A 19,323-nucleotide genomic window follows, 5' to 3' on the forward strand; every position below is an offset into this window, starting at 1 on the left:
ATATTATAGAAAATAATTGAAATTTAAGATTTTCTTATTTATCGTTTTAAAGTAAAGTGTGCTTTAAATTGTTTCTTAACCGTAGGATTATTAGGTTCTCTATATTCTACAGTAAACCAGTAATCGCTAGTTGGCATTGGGTTACCATTATAAGTACCATCCCAACCTTCGCCTAATGGACTTAACTGTTTTAAGAGTTTACCATAACGATCAAAAATATAGATTACAGCATCTGCTTGACGGCCTATATCGTAAATATTCCACGTGTCATGGTAACCATCGTCATTTGGTGTAAAGTACAATGGATAGTCCATAACTGTTATTGTTGTTGTGCTTTCTCCACAACCTTGTGTGTCTCTTACCGTTATAGTATGTTCTCCTGCTGCAACATCAGAGAAGGTGTATACATAAGCACCCGCAGTGTTTTGTGTGCCTAATTCCCAATCGCCTCCATCTAAACTAAATTCGTATTCGGCTATAGATGTGCTAGTGGTACCTGTTGCGGTTACTAAAATATCATGCTGCTCTGCAAAGGCCAATGTTGTTACCTCTGCTTCTAGTACTGGTGGCTCGCTTACGGTAACTAAAGTGGTTACTTCGTCGTTTGAACATCCTGTAGCATTATCTGTTGCCACTACACCATAAGTTCCGCCTTGTGTTGGTTCTATAAATTCTGAGGTCTCGTTTGGTAATACTGCACCATCTAAAGTCCACTCAAAAGTATATTGTGAAGGATCTAAACCGGTATCTATTACTGGTGAGTTTATAACCTCGCTGCCATTAGTGTTAATACATAATAAGTATGCACTGTCTAACATAAACGATGGCATTGGATTAACCTGTAAGGTAATTTCTGCAGTCTCGTAACATGATGAACTGTCTATCATCGTTCCTGGATTGGCAGGATCGTTTATCATTAAATCATTATCTACTCTTACAATAATAACTTGTGGGTTAACCGTGTTAGTGTAAGTAAATGGTAATGGATTGATACCTGCATCTGCATCGGCTTGTGTTTCGTAATACGTTACAGTGTAATCTGCTGGATCTTGACCGTCTAATACATCTGCGTTTTGAGTGGTTAAATCGAAAACAGTAGTGTCGTTTGTCGTGTCTCCATCAAACTCCATTGTGTCATCACAGGCTTCGTATACAATTGGACCTCCAACTGGATTGGCTTGTGCTGCTTCGTCTACTACTAAATTAAAGGTAAGTGCTGTGGTATCGCATCCGGTTACGGTATTGGTAATATTAACGTAAATGGTTTGTGGATCACTAGTGTTAGTGTAATCGCCACTTATTGCTAAATCATTAATACCTGCATCGGCTTCAGCTTGTGTTTCATGGTAGGTTACCGTGAAGATGGCTGGATCTTGACCGTTTAATATGGCTGCTGTCATTGTTGTTAAATCAAAGTCTGCAACGTTGTCTGTATTTAATTCACAAATCACATAGTCTTCTACTGGTGTTACTACTGGTAATGGGTTTACAATAATATTGAAACTCACTAAACTGTAGCATCCTGTACCGCCTAATCCTGTTGGGTCTGTACCGTTGGTTAAGCGCACATAAATGGTTTGTGGTGTAACAGCAACTCCTGGATTTGCTGGATCTTCGTTAATATGCATGCTTGGGTCTGCTATAGCATTGTTACCCATAATAGCATCGTCTTGTGATAGGTAATAACTTGCGGTTACTCCTAATTCTCCATTAATAATAGTGGCTTCGTTTTGTGTTAAATCGAAAGTCTCTAGCATATCGTTTGGTCCTACAATATCAACATCGTCACACAGTTCTAAATCTTCTGGATCTGGTGTTGGTGATGGATTGTTTAATACACGGATGGTTACGGTTGTAAAACTGAAACAACCGGTATCATTATCGGTCACTCTTACGTATAAGGTTTGTGGACCTGTCATGGTATTCTGGTACGCTGTTGGATCTGGAATGGCATTCGTATCGGCTTGCGCATCGGCCATGGTTTCGTAATAGGTAACTATCCAACTTACATTCATTGGTCCGGTGATTTCTATATCTTCTACCGTTAAATCGAAGAAAGTGAAACCATTATTAGCTTCCATATAATCGGCATCTAAATCATCACATTGTGATAATAAATTGTCATAATTAGCATCGATTACTGGTGGGAATTCCACGCGAATAACAAAACTTCCTGTGGTAACACAGCCATTAGCATTGCTTACTAAGCGAATGTAAATGGTTTGTGGATTGGTAACATTGGTATAGTTACTCGTGTTTACTATTGGGTTGTTACCACTATCGGCTCCTGCTTGTGTGGTGTGGTATGTTAAGGTGAAATCTGCTGGTGTTTGTCCGTTTGCAAAAATTTGTGGATTGATAACGGCATCAAAATCAAATTGAGCAGTACCATCGTTATCGGCATCACAAATTACATAATCTTCAATTGCTATTGGTACTACTGGAGATGGTATTACCGATAATGGTAATTCTACTATAGTGTAACAGCTGGTTAAATCGTTTTGTACAAAGGCATAAACCGTTTGGTTAAACTGTACAATATTGGCATACGGGCTACTTAATGGATTGATTCCATTCATAGCATCGTCTTGCGTTTCGTAATAGGTTGTGGTAACGTCTGGCTCTCCGTTTTCTATTATTACTGTTTGTGCGTCTAAATCGAACAGTGCAAATCCATCGTTATCATCATCACATTCTTCTACTACCGCTGGCATTGCTACTGGTGATGGTAGTGGGTTTACTCTAATATCAAAAGTAGTAATGCTACTACAGCCTGTTACATTATTTGTTCCTAATACATAAATGGTTTGTGCATTTGCAGTGTTTGTGTATGGACTAAATATTTGGTCGGCTGGATCGTTGGTTTCTGCGCCTATTTGTGTGCTAAAATAGGTTAAGGTGATACCGGTTTGTCCTGCTAAAATATCGGCATTAGCATCTTCTAATGTAAAGGCTTCTAACTCGTCTCCTGGATTATTAACATCACATAAATTTAATGATGCGGCTTGTGCTAATACTGGTAACGGATTAACGATAAGTTCTAGCTCTATGGTTTTATAGCAACCTGTAGCATTGTCTTCTACACGTATCCATACACTGTCCATATCGGCAGTGGTGTTTACATAAGCGTTTGGTGTAGCTATGGCATTGTTTGGTGCCTCGGCATTGGCTTGTGTTTGGTAGTAAGTAATGGTGTATAATGTTGGGTCTAAATCGTTAGTGGCATCACCATCTAAAAGATTTAATACTTCTGGCTCTTTAACAGTTAAATCGAAACTTGCAAATCCATCGGCATCATCATCACAAACTTCTAATGGTGTTAAATTTGCTGGTGTAATAATTTGTGGTTCTGGGTTAACGATTAATACTAGCTCTACAAAGGTAGCACAGTCGGTTGCTATTGTTGTGCTTTCTACACGTACATATATGGTTTGTGTGTTGGCTACAATATTATTATAATCGCCTGTTATTGGGTTTACATTATTGTCTGCATCGGCCATGGTTTCATGGTAAGTTACATCTAATCCTGTAGCGCCTCCTGTAATTTCTGCTTCGGCATCGGTTAGTGTAAAGACTCCAAACCCATCACTATCTGGATCGCAATGCTCTAGAGGTGTTGGTGTAAAGGCTACTGGTGCTTGTTCTACTGCTAACTCTAAAGTTGTGGTTGTGTAACAGTTGGTGTTTACATTTAAAACACCGGCTACAATGGTTTGTGGGTTACTAATGTTTGTGTATTGGCTTGGTAACGGATTGCTTTGTGCATCGGCATCGGCTTGATCAAAATAATAGGTTACGGCATAGGCTGGATTGCCTCCGGTAATTTCATTATTTTTTATGGTTAAATCAATCTCTGTTAAACCGTCTGGTGTACCATCGTCACAAACTTCTAAAGTGGTTGGTGCTATGGCTGTTGGTAGCGGATTTACTACCACTGTATTAGATGTTGTTAAAGGACTTGTACACGTTGTAGCTGGGTTATTTACAGCTTCTAAAGTCATTTCTTGGTCTACTGCTGGAGCTGCTATAGTAATAACAGATTCTCCTGCTGCGTCAAGTGTTACTTGTACTGTACCGCCACCATTAATATTGTAATCTACAATATCTCCTGGTGTACCGGTTATAGTAAATACAGCATCTTCACCTATACATACTTCATCATTACTCGCTAATGCTACTGTTGGGTTAGCTATTACCGTAACAGTGTCTGTATCTGTTAGTATGCTACTACACATAGTTATTGGGTTTGTAATAGCTTCTAAAACTATAGTTTGGTCTACAGTTGCTGCTGTAATGGTTACAATAGCTTGACCTGTAGCATCTACAACAACTTGTTGTGTTGCGCCTCCATTAATAGTATAGTCTATAACATCATCGGCAGTGGCATCTATAGTAAAAATAGCATCTGCTCCAGAACAAATATCTGTGTTTGTTGTTAAACTTGTAATGGTTGGATTTGCTCCAATAGTAACTGTTTCAGTATCTGTTAATGTTGTTGTACATGTTGTAGATGGATTGGTAACAGCTTCTAAAGTTATGGTTTGGTCTGTTGTAGCTCCTGCAACGGTAACAACACCTTGTCCTGCTGCATCTAGTGTTACTTGCACTGTACCGCCACCGTTAATATTGTAGTCTACAACATTGCCAGCGTCTCCGGTAATGGTGAAAATGGCGTCTTGGCCAGAGCATATAGTGTTTGTTGTTGCAATTACATTAGCATTTGAGTCTGGTAATATTGTTATATCAAATGATTCGGAAATAATTTCAGCACACGCATCTGTAACTTGAACAGTATAAGTTGTATTTGTTGTAGGAGAAAATATAGGATTAGGTATAGTAACATCGCTTACACCTGTGGCAGGAGACCATAAATAATTTGTTGCTCCATCATAAGTAGCATCAATAGAATTTATAGAGTTTCCAGAACAAATTGTTTGATTTTCTAATAGAATTTCATTTACAAAAGAAAGATTTTTAAAACAAACAGTTTGAAGATTTGAAGCTCCACCAGTAGATCCAGTAAAACCAAAAAACACATTTGAGTTACCATTAAAAACTGAATTAACAATATCTGCAGTATATAAAATTCTTTCGTTACAATCGAAAATAACTCTAAACTCTTGTGTAGCTGCTCTCCAAGTAATTTTAACTTCATGAGGATTGCCATCTTCTATATTTGCTGAAGTAGCAGAAGCATTAACAGGTGCAAATAAAGATGTTGCTCCCGTATGGTTTGTAATACCATTAGAAATTATGGCAACATGATCTGAAAAAGGATCATTTCTATCATTATTTTGCCATGTGTCAAATTCAACTGCCATAGAATTATCAATGCCTCCATATCCTAATCCTCCACCGCCAATTCCTACTTCTGCATTGGCAGAAGTTTTTAAAGCAAAAACAATTCCATCTGCACCATTAGAATCATTACTACCAAAATTTGCATCAAAAATAATATCAAAATCATTATTTAAATTTATAGTATTATTAAACCACACAGCTCCAAGTTGTGTGTTAGAATTTGCAGTAATTTGATAGCAATCGCCTCCTAAGTCTATTGTGTTTCCAACTAAAGAAGGAGCTAATTGAGCTAGGACTTGTTGTGAAATGAAAAAAAATAATACAATTATAAAATAGAATTTTGAGTAAAATTTAGGTGTCATAATTTCTATACAGAATTTGAATAAGCTACTAAAGTAATTTAAAAAAGAATATACGGTTGTTTTTTTGATAGTTTATAAATTTCTAAAAACCATCAGCTGCATCATCTCCTCGCGAATCTGCACCTCCTTCTAGTGTGCCATCTGGCCATACTAAAATGCCATCTACAATACCAATAACAGGTGAGCGTTCTTCGTTAATAATATAACCTTTCTTTTCTAGAGACTTTATCGTTTTTTTATTAAAACGGTTGGGTTCCATTCTAATTTCGTCTGGTAACCATTGATGGTGAAAACGTGCAGCTTCTACGGCTTCTTGCATTGTCATATTAAATTCATGCACATTTAAAATAGTTTGTAAAACCGAAGTAATAATTGTTGAACCTCCAGGAGTGCCAACGCTCATTAATAACTTCCCATTTTTTTCTACTATGGTTGGTGTCATAGAGCTTAACATACGTTTTTCTGGTAAAATAGCATTAGCTTCGGCACCAATTAAACCATATACATTTGGAACGCCAGGTTTACTTGAAAAATCGTCCATTTCATTATTTAAAAAGAAGCCTAATTCTTCGCAGTATAGTTTAGAACCATATCCCGAATTTAAAGTAGTTGTTACAGAAATGGCATTTCCAAATTGATCGATAATAGAGTAGTGGGTGGTTTCATCACTTTCAATAATATCAACATTACCATGAGAAACTGTAGATGAAGGTGTAGCTTTTTCAAATGAAAAATTCTTCATTCTATCTTTTAAATACGCATCACTTATTAATTTACTTTGTGGTATTTTAATAAAATCAGGATCACCTAAATAAAAACTTCTATCAGCATAAGCGCGACGTTCAGCTTCAGCTAAAACTTGAATAAACTCTGTAGAATTATGGCCTAATTTACTTAAATTAAAACTTTCAACAGATTTTAATATTTGAGCCATTGCAATACCTCCGCTTGATGGTGGAGACATAGAGATAATTTTTAAATCGTCGTAATTAAATGTAATAGGTGTACGCCAATTTGCTTTGTAGCTTGCTAAATCTTTTTCAGTTATAATGCCACCATTTTCTTGAATAAATTTAGCTAGAATTTTTGCAGAAGTACCTTTGTAAAATTCATCTGGACCATTTTTCATAATGGCAGAAAGTGTGTTTGCTAAATTATTTTGAACGATGGTATCTTTTGCTTTCCAGTGTTTTGCAAATAAAATAGTGTCTTTATTAGTTTTTAGAAAATCTTCACGTTTTTCGGTAAATCTAGCTTCTTGTTTTTTGGTTACTACAATTCCTTTTTTTGCTAGATTAATAACAGGTTTAATAATGGACTCTATAGGAAGTATTCCAAACTTTTTTTGTGCTTCAAAAACGCCAGCTACAGTTCCTGGAACACCAACTGCCATTGCGCCACGTGTACTTAACTCTGGAATAATATTTCCTAAAGAATCTAAATACATGTTTTTTGTTGCTGCTAAAGGTGCTTTTTCTCTATAATCTAATGCGCCAATTTCACCATTATTTAATCTATACACCATAAAACCGCCACCACCAAGATTTCCTGCATATGGGTAAGCTACAGCTAATGCTAAGTCTGTAGCCATCATTGCATCAAAAGCATTTCCGCCTTGTGCTAAAATTTGCTTTCCAATTTTTGATGCTTCAGCTCTTGCAGAAACTACCATTGCTTTTTCTGTTATTAAGCCGCGAACAGGAACTTGTTTATTATTTTGTTTTTTACATGAAATAATAATAAGAAATAGAAAGAATAATATTGCTATATTTTTTAATTTCATGAGCTTTTACGTTTTTAAATTATTTAAGTGTTATAGGAATCCATACAGTTTCTTCGGAATCTGGACTGTTACGTTTGGCTTTTTCTCCTAATAAATTAAAATGAGGTCTTTTATCTAATTGATACTTAGATTGTGGAAGCCAACTAGTAAAAATATACGACATAAAAGTTCCAAAATTTTGTGGTAATCCCTTATATTTAAAGACAGCGTATAAACCAGATTCAAGGTTTAAAGTACTCATACCTTTAGGTAATGTTTTGTGATTTTCAACTTCAACCGTAGCCCATTTTACAAAGGTGTTTGTTGGATTGAAATTTTTAAAGTAAGTATCGTTATAAATTAATACTTCGAATATATCTGAGGAAATAGCATTTTGAATCTCTTTTTTTTGAGGCATAAAACCAGAGAAAAGCTGAAATGTTTTATTATCTACCAAAGACATGGTAATATTATGGCCAACTAATTTTTTATTTTCTAGAGTGACAATTTCTGGTATTTGATTCAAAATAAATAGTTTGTTTTAAGTATTAGTCGTCTAGCAAATCTGGTCTGCGTTCTTGCGTTCTTTTATAAGCTTGTTCTTCTCTCCACTTTTCTATATTTGCAGCATGACCGCTAAAAAGAACTTCTGGGACTTTGTGTCCTTTGTAGTCTCTTGGTTTTGTGTAAATTGGAGGTGCTAATAAATTATCTTGAAAACTATCTGTAAGCGCAGAAGTTTCGTTACCTAAAACGCCAGGTATAAGTCTAATAACAGCATCACATAGTACTGCGGCTCCTAATTCTCCACCAGATAAAACATAATCTCCAATAGAGATTTCTTTGGTTACAAACATGTCTCTAACACGTTGGTCTACACCTTTATAATGGCCACAAAGAATAATGATATTTTCTTTTAATGATAATGTATTTGCAATACCTTGATTTAAGGTTTTACCATCTGGCGTCATATATATAATCTCATCGTAATTACGTTCTGCTTTTAATGCAGAAATGCATTTGTCTATAGGTTCGCAAGTCATTACCATACCTGCACCGCCACCAAATTGTGTGTCGTCTATAGATTTATAATTGTCTGTAGTATAATCTCGTAAATTATGAAAGTGTACCGATACTAAATTAGCGTCTATTGCTCGTTTTAATATTGAAGCTTCAAATGGACTTTTAATTAATTCTGGTAAAACGGTTATTATATCTATTCTCATTATGCTTTGTATAGGTTTGCAAAGATAATTTAAATGTTTTTAAGATATAAATGTTTATTCGTACCGTTAGTATAAATTTAAATTTTCAATAAAAAAAAAGTCTGTTACCGGAGTTACAGACTTTTAAATGCTAATTTAAAATAAGTTTATTTTAAATAGAATTTTTATGCTTATTAATTTCATCTTGCAATTGTCTTCTTACTTTTTGTTCGCGTTCTAAGGCAACACGTCTGTGCTCTTCAAACTCTTCTTCGGTTTCTGCTAAAGATTTTTGAGCATCTTTAGTTATAGCATTACTATTTTTAAAACGATACATGAAAAATAGAGCTAAGGCTAATAATCCTGCAATAATAGACCACATTAATGTATTGTAGCCACCTTTACTCATTTGCATTCCAAAAAGAGACATGCTATCTTTTTCTGTATTTGTTTGCTGTAAAGTATCTTGAGTAGAAGTTAAGCTTGTTTTTAATTTAGAAATCTCATCATTTTGCTTTGTAACAATGGCTTTAGTATCGTTAAGAGATTTGTGTACGGCTTTTAAAGAGTCTAAAGTGTTATTTTTTATTTTTTCTATCCATTGCACTTTTATAACCTCATAACGTTGACCACGTGGATCTGTCCAACCGTTAGATTTTTTTGTTAAATATTCAAATTGATTTTCTATAGAACCACTATCTAACGATAATTTATCATCTGCATCTGTAGTTTCTGTTTGTGCTTGAATTTGTATGGTAAATAAGGCTAATAATAAAAGAAAGATTGCTTTAGTAAAATTCATTTTTTTAATGTTGATTGTTTTGTGCTGCAAAAGTAAATAATATTGTTTAGTTACAGCGTATTATAATACTACAAAAGCCTCACAATAAGTGAAGCTTTTATATATACGTTGAAAGTTATATTTTAGATGTTAGTGCTATTAGTAATCGTTTTTTTTTTTTTTACAAATTAACTTTTAAAACTATATCTAGTAATAATATCTTTTAGCTTTAGTTTAAGGTCTTCACCAGTGTCGTAAACCATTTGCTCGTTACTTGGAAAGCGAAGTCTTCTGTTTTTTAAAATATTTAAATCTTCGTTTGTTAAGGCTCTTTTGTCTCCTTTAACTGTAGCATACAAATTATCGAAAACAAATTCACTGTCTATTGGAAAACTCTCTAAAACATGATTTTGCTTAATATCACTATAAACAACTCTTGCTATTACTTGAGTAGATTTAAATTGATTAAACTCATTGAATCTAGCCTTTGCCGTAATTATTTTGTCTTGTTTAACATCGTTACCAAGACTATCTTTTACTACATTTCCATTGCTGTCTAAAACATATTCCCAACCATCAACTATGTTCTTTTTTCTAATAACTTGTTTTTCTGTAATACGTTCTGGAGATACATTTATTCTTTCTAATTGTAAAGCCATTGCATAATCGTAATCTATGTTTTGATTTGCATTAGTATGATAAACAGTCCAAAAATCGTTTAATCCATAGGTATTAAAGTTTAATAAATCATTTTCTAAACGAGTTGGTATTATTTGGTGTGTTTTATTTTCAATATTTACTATAACATAATCTGTTCCTTGATGATGTGCAACTTCCATAAGTTGTCTTACATCTTTATAATTTGCGTTTATAGTTTCAATATATTTTAATGTTTCAAAAGCTACTCTGTTTTTTAACTTTTCATCACTTTGCATTAAAGTAACTGCAGTGTTGTATTTGTATTCAGATACTTTATTCTTGTATTCAACTATTTCATTTGTATAATTTTTAAAATCTAAATTCAAGATTTTTCCATCTATTTGTAAAGGCATTACAGCTTTTATAGCTCTTTGTCTGTCTTCCAAATCTAAATAGATATTAAAAACCGATTCGTATAATTCTGGATTACCATCTTTTTTTAAATGATTGATGGTGTTATGATTTTCCTCTACAACTTTATAGTATGCATCTTGTAGCATAACAATATAGTCTTGCTTACGCTTTTTATCTTTATTGTTTTCTAACTTTTTAAGTGCGTTACTAATAGCCTGGTCGTAATTTCCAGAATGTAATTGCTTTTCAATTTGTTTTCTTCCAACACAAGATGTTAGTACTAGAAGAAGTACTGTTAATAGTGTAAAGTTTTTCATCTGTTCGGTTTTTATTGGTTTATACTATAAGTATAAAATCAATTTATGTGCCAAACTAAAAAAAGCCTTTAAACACTAAGTGTTTAAAGGCTTTTTAAAAATATATAATTTGTGTTTTATTTCTTTTTAGAATTAAATACTGGTAATAATTTTGTAGAAACTTCTCCAAAACCAATTCGAGTACCATCTTTTTCGCAATAACCACGCATAATTACAGTATCGTTATCGTTAATAAACTTTCTTTCGGTTCCGTTATTTAATTTTACAGGTTTTTCGCCTCTCCAAGATAGTTCTAGCATAGAGCCGTAAGTGTCTGGTGTTGGACCAGAAATAGTACCACTTCCCATCATGTCTCCAGAGTTTATTGGGCAACCGTTTATGGTATGGTGTGTTAATTGTTGCGCCATACTCCAATACATATATTTAAAGTTTGAACGACTTATAACAGTTTCTTTAGCTTTTTCTGGTTGTATTGATACTTCTAAATTAATATCGAAGCTCTTTTTACCTTTTTGTTTTAAATAATCTAATTGCTTTTTTAAAGGTTTTGGACCCTCAACACGATAAGGCTCTAAAGCGTCTAATGTTACAATCCATGGTGAGATTGACGATGCAAAACTTTTTGCTAAAAATGGTCCTAATGGTACATATTCCCATTTTTGTATATCTCTTGCAGACCAATCATTAAATAATACTAAACCAAAAATGTACTCTTCGGCTTCTTCAATAGGAATAGGTTCTCCCAAATCGTTAGCATCTGTAGTAATAAAAGCCATTTCTAATTCGAAATCTACAAGTTTACTTGGTCCATAAACAGGCTCTGTAGCTCCAGCTGGTAAAGTTTGACCTTGTGGTCTATGTACTGGAATTCCAGAAGGAATAATAGAAGAACTTCTACCGTGATAACCTACCGGAATATGAAGCCAGTTAGGTAATAAAGCATTATCAGGATCTCTAAACATAGTACCAACATTTGTTGCATGTTCTATACTAGAATAAAAATCTGTATAATCACCAATTTGTACTGGTAATTGCATTTCGATTTCGTCTAAACGAAATAAAACAGTTTCTTTATGTTTTGTATTTCCTTTTAGCTCATCATTTTCAATGTCAAAAATTTGTGCTATTCTATTACGAACTAAGCGCCATGTTTTACGTCCGTCTGCAATAAAATCGTTTAAAGTATCTTGAAGAAAAATATCATCGGTTAATGGAATGCCTTCAAAATAGCCTAATTGGTGTAAAGCGCCTAAGTCTATAGCAGTGTCTCCAATTCTAGTTCCTATAGTAATAATATCGTCTCTAGTTAAAAAAACTCCAAACGGAATATTTTGAATTGGAAAGTCTGAATTTTTATCGACGTGCAACCACGATTTTCTGTCTGGATTATTGGCTGATAATGGCATATATAAAATTGTTGATTTGTTGTTTATAAATTCTATACCAAACCTACATAATTTTTGATTTTAATACTAATCTATTTACTATTTTTGGACATATTTAACAATAACACCAATTTATGCAACGCGACGAACAAATATTTGAGTTAATACAAGCCGAAAAACAACGCCAATTACATGGTTTAGAATTAATTGCATCAGAAAATTTTGTTAGCGACCAGGTTATGGAAGCTGCAGGTTCTGTTTTAACTAATAAATATGCTGAAGGTTATCCTGGAAAGCGCTATTATGGAGGATGTGAAGTAGTAGATGAAGTAGAACAAATTGCAATAGACCGCGCAAAAACATTATTTGGTGCTGCTTATGCAAATGTACAACCACACTCGGGAAGTCAGGCTAACACAGCAGTTTACCACGCGTGTTTAAAGCCAGGAGATAAAATTCTTGGTTTCGATTTATCTCATGGTGGGCACTTAACACATGGTTCTCCTGTTAATTTTTCGGGTAAATTATATAATCCCGTATTTTATGGAGTAGAAGAGGCAACAGGTGTTTTAAACTACGATAAAATTCAAGAAATAGCAACACGTGAAAAGCCACAATTAATAATTGCTGGAGCTTCAGCTTATTCTAGAGATATAGATTTTAAACGTTTTCGTGCTATTGCAGATAGTGTAAACGCAATATTATTAGCAGATGTTTCTCATCCTGCAGGTTTAATTGCAAAAGGTATTTTAAATGATCCTATTCCACATTGCCATATTGTAACTACAACAACACATAAAACATTACGTGGACCAAGAGGTGGAATGATTTTAATGGGAAAAGATTTTGAAAATCCTTTTGGAATTAAGTTGAAAAATGGAAAACTTAGAATGATGTCTTCTTTATTAGATTCTGGAGTTTTTCCTGGAAATCAAGGAGGACCTTTAGAACATATTATAGCAGCCAAAGCAATTGCTTTTGGTGAAGCATTAACAGATGAGTTTATGCATTATATGCTGCAAGTTAAAAAGAATGCTGCGGCTATGGCTGAAGCATTAGTAGCTAAAGATTATAATATTATTTCTGGTGGTACAGATAACCACATGATGCTTATAGATTTAAGAAATAAAAATATTACAGGAAAAGATGCTGAACAAGCTTTAGTAAAGGCAGATATTACTGTAAATAAAAATATGGTACCGTTTGACGATAAATCGCCATTTGTAACTTCTGGAATTAGAATTGGAACTGCTGCAATTACAACACGTGGTTTAAAAGAAGATGAAATGGGAGCTATTGTAGATTTAATTGACGAAGTAATAAATAACTACGATAACGAAGATGTACTTGACGAAGTAGCTATAAAAGTAAATGCGATGATGAGTGATTTGCCATTGTTTAAAATGTAATAGCACTCTAATTATTTAATACAAAAAATCCCATTCTGTTGAGTGGGATTTTTTTTATTTTACTTTTGAATAGTCATTGTTGGAGGACAAGGTTTTGTAACATTCAGTTTAACTGCTGTATGTTTTATTTCTTTAAGTTTATAGTGATTTGTAATTTCATCGTTATAATTATAAAAAATGTACTCTTTAAATATTCCGTTTGGTATATTTCTTTCTTTATCCCATTCATTATAGGCTGTTATATGATATAAAACAGGTAAATAGTACTCTGTATTAGGTTTAATAATATATTGAATTGTACCAATTTTTCTTCTTTTCTTTTTCTTTTTACTTTTTAAATACGATAATTTATAGGTTTTATTTAATGTGTTATTTACAAGAGTATCCTTTAGGTTTACAAAATCGTATTCCTTTGTTCTAAATTTATATTTAGAACTTGAATTATGTATAGTTTCACAATCTAAAATATCAATTTCGGCAGATTTAAATAGTTTACTTTTTATAACTTTTACTTGTGAATGGTATTTGTTATAAGCATAAAAATTTAAAGAATAATGTAAGCTATCATAATCTCTAACAGAAATATAATAACTATTGTCTTTTGAGTTTGTATATAAATACTGTGTAACTGTAGTATCGCTTTTGGTAGTATTAAATCTACATTCATATTCTAATAACGTATCAAATTCATACGTTTTTTGTGCAAAACAAAACGAAAAACTTAAAAGTAAAGCTAGAGTAATGTATTTCATAATAAAATATTATCTACTCAAAAGAAATGTGCTGATAAGCACCTAAGTCAGTCGAAGATGTTCTGTTTGTTCCCAAAATATCTTGTGGTACTTGCGAAGCAAAAAATGCATTTCCTTGAGCATTAGCTTGCGAATTGTCACCAATTTGCAGCTCATTGTTTAGAGGATTTTTAAAATCTGGCTCTTGATTACGAATTAGATTTTCGTAATTAGAAGTATTAGAAAAATTATAGTTGTCACCTGTTGGGCTACTAGAAGAATCTTCAAAACGAACTAAACAATTTGTAAATTTAAAATTGAAAACAACACCTGCATCAGGAACTTCATCTATTATAAATTCTGGATTATCATTTCCATAAATAATAGAATTATTAAAATTACATTCGGTTAAATCTGCTAAAAAAGTAGTACCGTCTGCATCTTGTATAAAATTATTAACTAGAAGAGCAGGAAATTGCCTAAAACTATTGTTCCAATAATTAGCAATTGTAGTGTGTGTAAAATTATATTTGCCACCAAGAGTTAAAGCAACTGCAGATTGTCCTGCATTATTTACTACCAAATTTTCTGCTGTAATAGAAGAGTTTATAGCTCTAATTCCAAAATTGCTAAAATTATATAATTGAGAATTAGTAATTGTTAATTTATCTTGAGCATTATTTGCATTTCCATCGCTTGCAATACCTATGGTTGCATTTTTTATAGTAGCGTGATTAATTACATTGTTTACACTGTTCTCGAAAAGCCATATAGTTCCCCACTGGCCAGGAACATCTGCAAATGCAGGTTCTAATCTATCACTTTCAAAAACCACTTCATTTTCCATAAGCTCTTGATCTGTGCTTAATGCTCCATTTACTTGAAGTGAAGCATTTTCTTGAACTAAAAGCCCAGAATTTGCATGAAAATGAATTCTTGCACCTGCATCTACAGTTAGTGTTTCTCCACTAGGAACCGCGGCATATCCATAAATAACGTATGGTTTTTGATTTGTAAAATTTAATTCTGAAGTTAATAATTCGCGGCCTTGAATATCTGTTTCTACTTGCTGTCCGTCTATTGTTAGAGTAAGTGTTTCAATTACTTCTGTAGTATCATCGCGATCTGGATAAATAAAAACAGCATCTTTAACTAGTGTAACAAGTTCTACGGTTTGCTGATTTATTCCTGCATCAAAATGTATTTTATCGGTATATAAAAATTCATTGTTTAAAGTGCCTTGGTCTTCAATATCTATAGTTGTTTCAATAAAAACAAATAAGCTATCATTGGCTTGTATTTCTACATTATTAAATGTTTGTCCAGCGTTTCCGTCTACATTTAATCTATAACTAGATTGAGAACCACGCTCTAGACCAACAAATGGTATTGATATATCATTATCACTTCTATTATAAACTTTTAAATTGTAAGTACTTGAGCCAATATTTGTAAAAACGGTGTCTAAATAGACTGTATCTTTAGAGAATTGGAGATTTCCTGTGCTAGGTTCGAAATCAAAATCTTTACGACAAGAACTCCAAAGTAATAAAAAACAAAAACAGGTTATAAATAATAAAATACGTTTCATAAAAAGTAATTATATAGTCGCTTTAAGCGACTAAAATATAACTTTTGTATTTATGTTTTAGTATCTAAAAGTTTTAATTATTAAAATTTCAATTGGTTTTATGCTTTTTAAAGTTTTTAATAATGGAGTTAAACTCTTCACTAGCATTTATTATAGTTTCTAAAAGTTCTATTTCTTTGTCGTTAGATAATAGTTTACTATTAATATTTTTTGCTTCTAAAAACTCAAAAAAAAGGAACTTTTTATCTTTTTCAATATTTAGTGTTTCGATTAATAGAGTATCATTAAAAAGAGTATGTTTTTTATTAAACAATGTGTTTAAATCTTGGTATGCTATAGGTTTAAAAGGTTCAGCTTTATTCTTATTTTTAAAAAGCTTGGCTACTAAACCAATTATTTTTATAAAATCTAAATTGCCTTCTGGCATTCTACCGTATAAATGCGGATTGTTTTTTATGTCTTCGAGTATTTGATTTCTTAAGGAAGACTGTGTTTTTTCAATATCTGCTAATTTTTCTTTTTCTGTACCATAAATATTAACTTCTTGTAATACATTTTTTTGTTCTTCAAGTTGTATTACAAAAGTTTCAGTTAGGTAGCTAGGTTTTACAACTACTTCTTGTGTTTTATAAAACATAGCGCTTATTAATAATGTGTCTTTTATTGTTGCTTTAATATTAAACTCACCATTTTTGTTTGTAAATACACTAACATTGTTGTTAATGTTTTCAATTTTAATGTCTTGTAGAGTAGAAGTGTTATTATATACCACACCGCTTATTGTTTGTGCAGATAGGGTAAAGCAGTATATAAAAATAACTATAAAGTAAAATGGTTTCAATTGGTTGTTGGTATGCTTTAGTTATTTCAAAAATAAAGTTACCAGCGATTTAAATAAATTAATTATGAAACTTTAACAGCTCAATTATAATTAATTAACAAAATAATTTAGAAATTTCTTCTGTAATTCGAACAGGTTTTTGTGTTTTAGCATCCATAAAACACCATTTCGTTTCAGATTTAGATAGAAGACTATTTGTTTTAGCATTTATAACTTCTACTATTCTAATAGAAGTAACACCTTCGGCTTTAATAACGTATGTTTTTAAAATTAGCTCTTCGTTTAAAAAAGCCGCTTTTTTATAGTCTATAGTATGCGATAATAAGACCCAAAAATAATTTTTAATTGTGTTTGCTGAAGCAGTTTTAAGCCAATGCGATTTTGCTATACTATTTACCCATTCTATATAGCGCACGTTATTAACGTGGTTTAACTCGTCTAGATCTTTTTCTGTAACTATTATATTTTGAGTAAACTCTTGCAAATTACTCTTCAATAATTTTTACCTCAAATAGTTTATCCCAGCGTTTTCCTGTAACAAAAATAGTTTTGGTTTCAGGATTGTAAGCAATACCATTTAAAACATCTAAACCTTTGTGCTTTGTAACACGTTCTTTTAATGGCGAAAAGTCTATAACAGCTTCGGTTGCACCGTTTTCTGGATTAATAATAACAACTCCATTTTTTTGGTAAATGTTTGCATATATTTTTCCATTAATCCACTCTAATTCATTAAGTTTTCCAATTTTTCCTTTGTTAGTGTAAACTTGAATGCTACTATCTTCAACTAACGTTTCAGGATTTAAATACCATATTTTCTCAGTACCATCACTTTTATAAAGCATATTACCATCATTACAGATTCCCCAACCTTCTTGACTTTTTCCAAATTTAAAAGTACTTGTACGTTTAAAAGTATCTACATTATAAACAAAACCTTTACCGCTTAACCAGGTTAATTGGTAGATGTTTTTGTTTAAAATAGTTAATCCTTCACCAAAATAATTATCGGCTAAATCTATATTTTTAAGTACTTCGCCAGTTTTGTAGTTTACTTTACGCAGCTTACTTTCTCCTTTTTGTCCGGTACTTTCATATAATTCACCATTATAAAACTCTAATCCTTGTGTGTATGATGTAATATCGTGAGGATAAGTGTTAATAATCTCGTAAGAATAAACTTTAGGAGCTACATTATTAACTATAGATATACTTTGTGTTGCAGTTTCTATTTCTCCATCGTATTTAATTGAAGCGACAATATCGTGGCTACCTAATTTAAAATCTGATAGTTTAGTTGTTTCATTTATTACTTTATTATCTAAAGTATAACTAACAGATTCTATTTCAATATTTTTAGGATTTTGTACTGAAAGCTTTAATTCTTGGTCTAAAGCAATGGTATTATTTGTAGCATTTGTAGAAATATTAAAATTTTTTTTATTTGAATTATCTCCACAATTTGATAGAGTGATTGCTAAAATTATGATAATTAAGTGTTTATATGTGTTCATTTTATTCTTATAATTTTAAGCAAGATATTTATTAAAATTCAGTTTAAAAAATCATTGTGATAAAATTAAAAGATTGTATCTTTGCATCGGCAAGTCCTACACAACCAGCTCCTGTTGAATCCTCCAGGTCGGGAACGAAGCAAAGGTAAATGGTCGTAGCGGTGTGATGTAGGTAGCTTGCCTTTTTTTGTGCCTTAAAGTCTCGTAATATTCTTCACTTTATTTATGTATTTTTGAGGCTTATAATTCAATACAAAATATGTCTAAAGTTATTTTAATTACAGGAGGTTCTTCAGGAATTGGAAAGTCTATAGGAGAATACTTAAAACAACACGGATTTATAGTTTATGGCACAAGCCGAAGTCCAGAAAAATATGCTAATCATCCTTTTAAAATTGTAGGTTTAGATGTAAAAGATGTATCGTCTATTAATAATGCAGTTGCAGAAGTTATTGCAAATGAAGGGCAAATAGATGTGTTAATAAATAATGCAGGAGTTGGAATAACTGGTCCTATTGAAGAGATACCAGAGGCTGAAATTAAAAATAATTTTGATACAAATCTTTTTGGACCAATAAATGTTATAAAAGCAGTTTTGCCACAAATGCGAAAGCAAAATAGTGGACTGGTACTAAACATTACATCTATTGCTGGTTATATGGGATTACCATATCGAGGTATTTATAGTGCAAGTAAGGGAGCTTTAGAGCTTTTAACAGAAGCTTTTAGAATAGAATTAAAAGACTTTAATATATATATGGCCAACATCGCGCCTGGTGATTTTGCTACTAATATAGCAGCAGGTCGTTACCATGAACCTTTAAAAAAAGACTCGCCTTATAAAAAATATGGTAGTGTTTTAAAAGATATAGATGATCATGTAGATAATAGTGGAGATCCTATTGCAGTTGCAAAAACAGTATTAAAAGTAATTGATACTAAAAAGCCTAAAACACATTATAAGGTAGGAGATTTTATGCAAAAATTTTCTATTGTTTTAAAGTTTTTATTGCCAGATAAAATTTACGAAAAGATGTTAATTAACCATTATAAGTTATAGAAGTTAATCAA

Annotated in this window: 14 protein-coding genes and 1 other RNA gene; 3 read left to right on the forward strand and 12 right to left on the reverse strand. The window is 32.3% G+C overall.

Annotated elements, in window-relative coordinates:
• Window positions 1-38: 38 nt before the first annotated feature.
• The 7 genes from BWR22_RS06785 to fahA all read right to left on the reverse strand — a co-directional run bounded on the left by BWR22_RS06785 (window position 39) and on the right by fahA (window position 12,187).
• Window positions 39-5,663 (reverse strand): lectin-like domain-containing protein, encoded by a 5,625-nt coding sequence (locus tag BWR22_RS06785; protein WP_076732863.1) that lies wholly within the window; start codon window positions 5,661-5,663, stop codon window positions 39-41.
• A gap of 82 nt (window positions 5,664-5,745) precedes the next feature.
• The gene (gene ggt, locus BWR22_RS06790; protein ID WP_076732865.1) at window positions 5,746-7,446 is read right to left on the reverse strand and encodes a gamma-glutamyltransferase; all 1,701 of its coding nucleotides are present in this window, start codon (window positions 7,444-7,446) and stop codon (window positions 5,746-5,748) included.
• A gap of 19 nt (window positions 7,447-7,465) precedes the next feature.
• Window positions 7,466-7,951, reverse strand: a complete 486-nt coding sequence (locus BWR22_RS06795; protein WP_156875582.1) for a GyrI-like domain-containing protein — start codon at window positions 7,949-7,951, stop codon at window positions 7,466-7,468.
• Between the two features lie 22 nt (window positions 7,952-7,973).
• The gene (gene trmD / locus BWR22_RS06800; protein ID WP_076732866.1) at window positions 7,974-8,651 is read right to left on the reverse strand and encodes a tRNA (guanosine(37)-N1)-methyltransferase TrmD; all 678 of its coding nucleotides are present in this window, start codon (window positions 8,649-8,651) and stop codon (window positions 7,974-7,976) included.
• A gap of 151 nt (window positions 8,652-8,802) precedes the next feature.
• Entirely contained in the window at window positions 8,803-9,432 is a 630-nt protein-coding gene (locus tag BWR22_RS06805) for a tRNA (guanine-N1)-methyltransferase (protein WP_076732868.1), read from the reverse strand.
• Between the two features lie 167 nt (window positions 9,433-9,599).
• The gene (locus BWR22_RS06810) at window positions 9,600-10,781 is read right to left on the reverse strand and encodes a hypothetical protein (protein WP_076732870.1); all 1,182 of its coding nucleotides are present in this window, start codon (window positions 10,779-10,781) and stop codon (window positions 9,600-9,602) included.
• A 116-nt stretch (window positions 10,782-10,897) separates the two neighbouring features.
• A complete protein-coding gene (gene fahA, locus BWR22_RS06815) occupies window positions 10,898-12,187 on the reverse strand; it encodes a fumarylacetoacetase (protein WP_076732871.1) in 1,290 nt (429 codons plus the stop codon).
• Window positions 12,188-12,300: 113 nt separating this feature from the next.
• Between fahA and glyA the strand changes: the two genes are divergently transcribed.
• On the forward strand, window positions 12,301-13,575 hold the full coding sequence (gene glyA / locus BWR22_RS06820) for a serine hydroxymethyltransferase (protein ID WP_076732873.1): 1,275 nt from the start codon (window positions 12,301-12,303) through the stop codon (window positions 13,573-13,575).
• A 59-nt stretch (window positions 13,576-13,634) separates the two neighbouring features.
• On the opposite strand, the gene BWR22_RS06825 is transcribed toward glyA, so the two are convergent.
• The 5 genes from BWR22_RS06825 to BWR22_RS06845 form a co-directional block, all read right to left on the reverse strand.
• Window positions 13,635-14,327 carry a hypothetical protein gene (locus tag BWR22_RS06825; protein WP_076732875.1) on the reverse strand — a complete coding sequence of 231 codons (693 nt, stop codon included), beginning with the start codon at window positions 14,325-14,327 and terminating at the stop codon, window positions 13,635-13,637.
• A 13-nt stretch (window positions 14,328-14,340) separates the two neighbouring features.
• Entirely contained in the window at window positions 14,341-15,897 is a 1,557-nt protein-coding gene (locus BWR22_RS06830) for a hypothetical protein (RefSeq protein ID WP_076732877.1), read from the reverse strand.
• Between the two features lie 88 nt (window positions 15,898-15,985).
• Window positions 15,986-16,738, reverse strand: coding sequence for a peptidase associated/transthyretin-like domain-containing protein (locus tag BWR22_RS06835; protein WP_076732878.1), 753 nt, complete (start codon window positions 16,736-16,738; stop codon window positions 15,986-15,988).
• Window positions 16,739-16,832: 94 nt separating this feature from the next.
• Window positions 16,833-17,234, reverse strand: coding sequence for an acyl-CoA thioesterase (locus tag BWR22_RS06840; RefSeq protein WP_241828235.1), 402 nt, complete (start codon window positions 17,232-17,234; stop codon window positions 16,833-16,835).
• A complete protein-coding gene (locus BWR22_RS06845; protein ID WP_076732883.1) occupies window positions 17,224-18,252 on the reverse strand; it encodes a glutaminyl-peptide cyclotransferase in 1,029 nt (342 codons plus the stop codon). Before BWR22_RS06845 ends, BWR22_RS06840 begins: the two co-directional genes overlap by 11 nt.
• Before the next feature lie 87 nt (window positions 18,253-18,339).
• Here BWR22_RS06845 and ffs point away from each other — a divergent pair.
• An RNA gene (gene ffs / locus BWR22_RS06850) (signal recognition particle sRNA small type) lies at window positions 18,340-18,438 on the forward strand.
• Window positions 18,439-18,511: 73 nt separating this feature from the next.
• Window positions 18,512-19,312 carry an SDR family oxidoreductase gene (locus tag BWR22_RS06855; RefSeq protein ID WP_076732884.1) on the forward strand — a complete coding sequence of 267 codons (801 nt, stop codon included), beginning with the start codon at window positions 18,512-18,514 and terminating at the stop codon, window positions 19,310-19,312.
• Window positions 19,313-19,323: the final 11 nt, after the last annotated feature.

It is taken from the genome of Lacinutrix venerupis (assembly GCF_001971745.1).
Classification (GTDB): domain Bacteria; phylum Bacteroidota; class Bacteroidia; order Flavobacteriales; family Flavobacteriaceae; genus Lacinutrix; species Lacinutrix venerupis.

Excerpts from the sequence above, each read along its gene's own strand:
- BWR22_RS06785 (WP_076732863.1), bottom strand. The coding sequence starts at position 5,663 with ATGACACCTAAATTTTACTCAAAATTCTATTTTATAATTGTATTATTT.
- ggt (WP_076732865.1), bottom strand. The coding sequence starts at position 7,446 with ATGAAATTAAAAAATATAGCAATATTATTCTTTCTATTTCTTATTATT.
- trmD (WP_076732866.1), bottom strand. The coding sequence starts at position 8,651 with ATGAGAATAGATATAATAACCGTTTTACCAGAATTAATTAAAAGTCCA.
- BWR22_RS06805 (WP_076732868.1), bottom strand. The coding sequence starts at position 9,432 with ATGAATTTTACTAAAGCAATCTTTCTTTTATTATTAGCCTTATTTACC.
- BWR22_RS06810 (WP_076732870.1), bottom strand. The coding sequence starts at position 10,781 with ATGAAAAACTTTACACTATTAACAGTACTTCTTCTAGTACTAACATCT.
- fahA (WP_076732871.1), bottom strand. The coding sequence starts at position 12,187 with ATGCCATTATCAGCCAATAATCCAGACAGAAAATCGTGGTTGCACGTC.
- glyA (WP_076732873.1), top strand. The coding sequence starts at position 12,301 with ATGCAACGCGACGAACAAATATTTGAGTTAATACAAGCCGAAAAACAA.
- BWR22_RS06825 (WP_076732875.1), bottom strand. The coding sequence starts at position 14,327 with ATGAAATACATTACTCTAGCTTTACTTTTAAGTTTTTCGTTTTGTTTT.
- BWR22_RS06830 (WP_076732877.1), bottom strand. The coding sequence starts at position 15,897 with ATGAAACGTATTTTATTATTTATAACCTGTTTTTGTTTTTTATTACTT.
- BWR22_RS06845 (WP_076732883.1), bottom strand. The coding sequence starts at position 18,252 with ATGAACACATATAAACACTTAATTATCATAATTTTAGCAATCACTCTA.
- BWR22_RS06855 (WP_076732884.1), top strand. The coding sequence starts at position 18,512 with ATGTCTAAAGTTATTTTAATTACAGGAGGTTCTTCAGGAATTGGAAAG.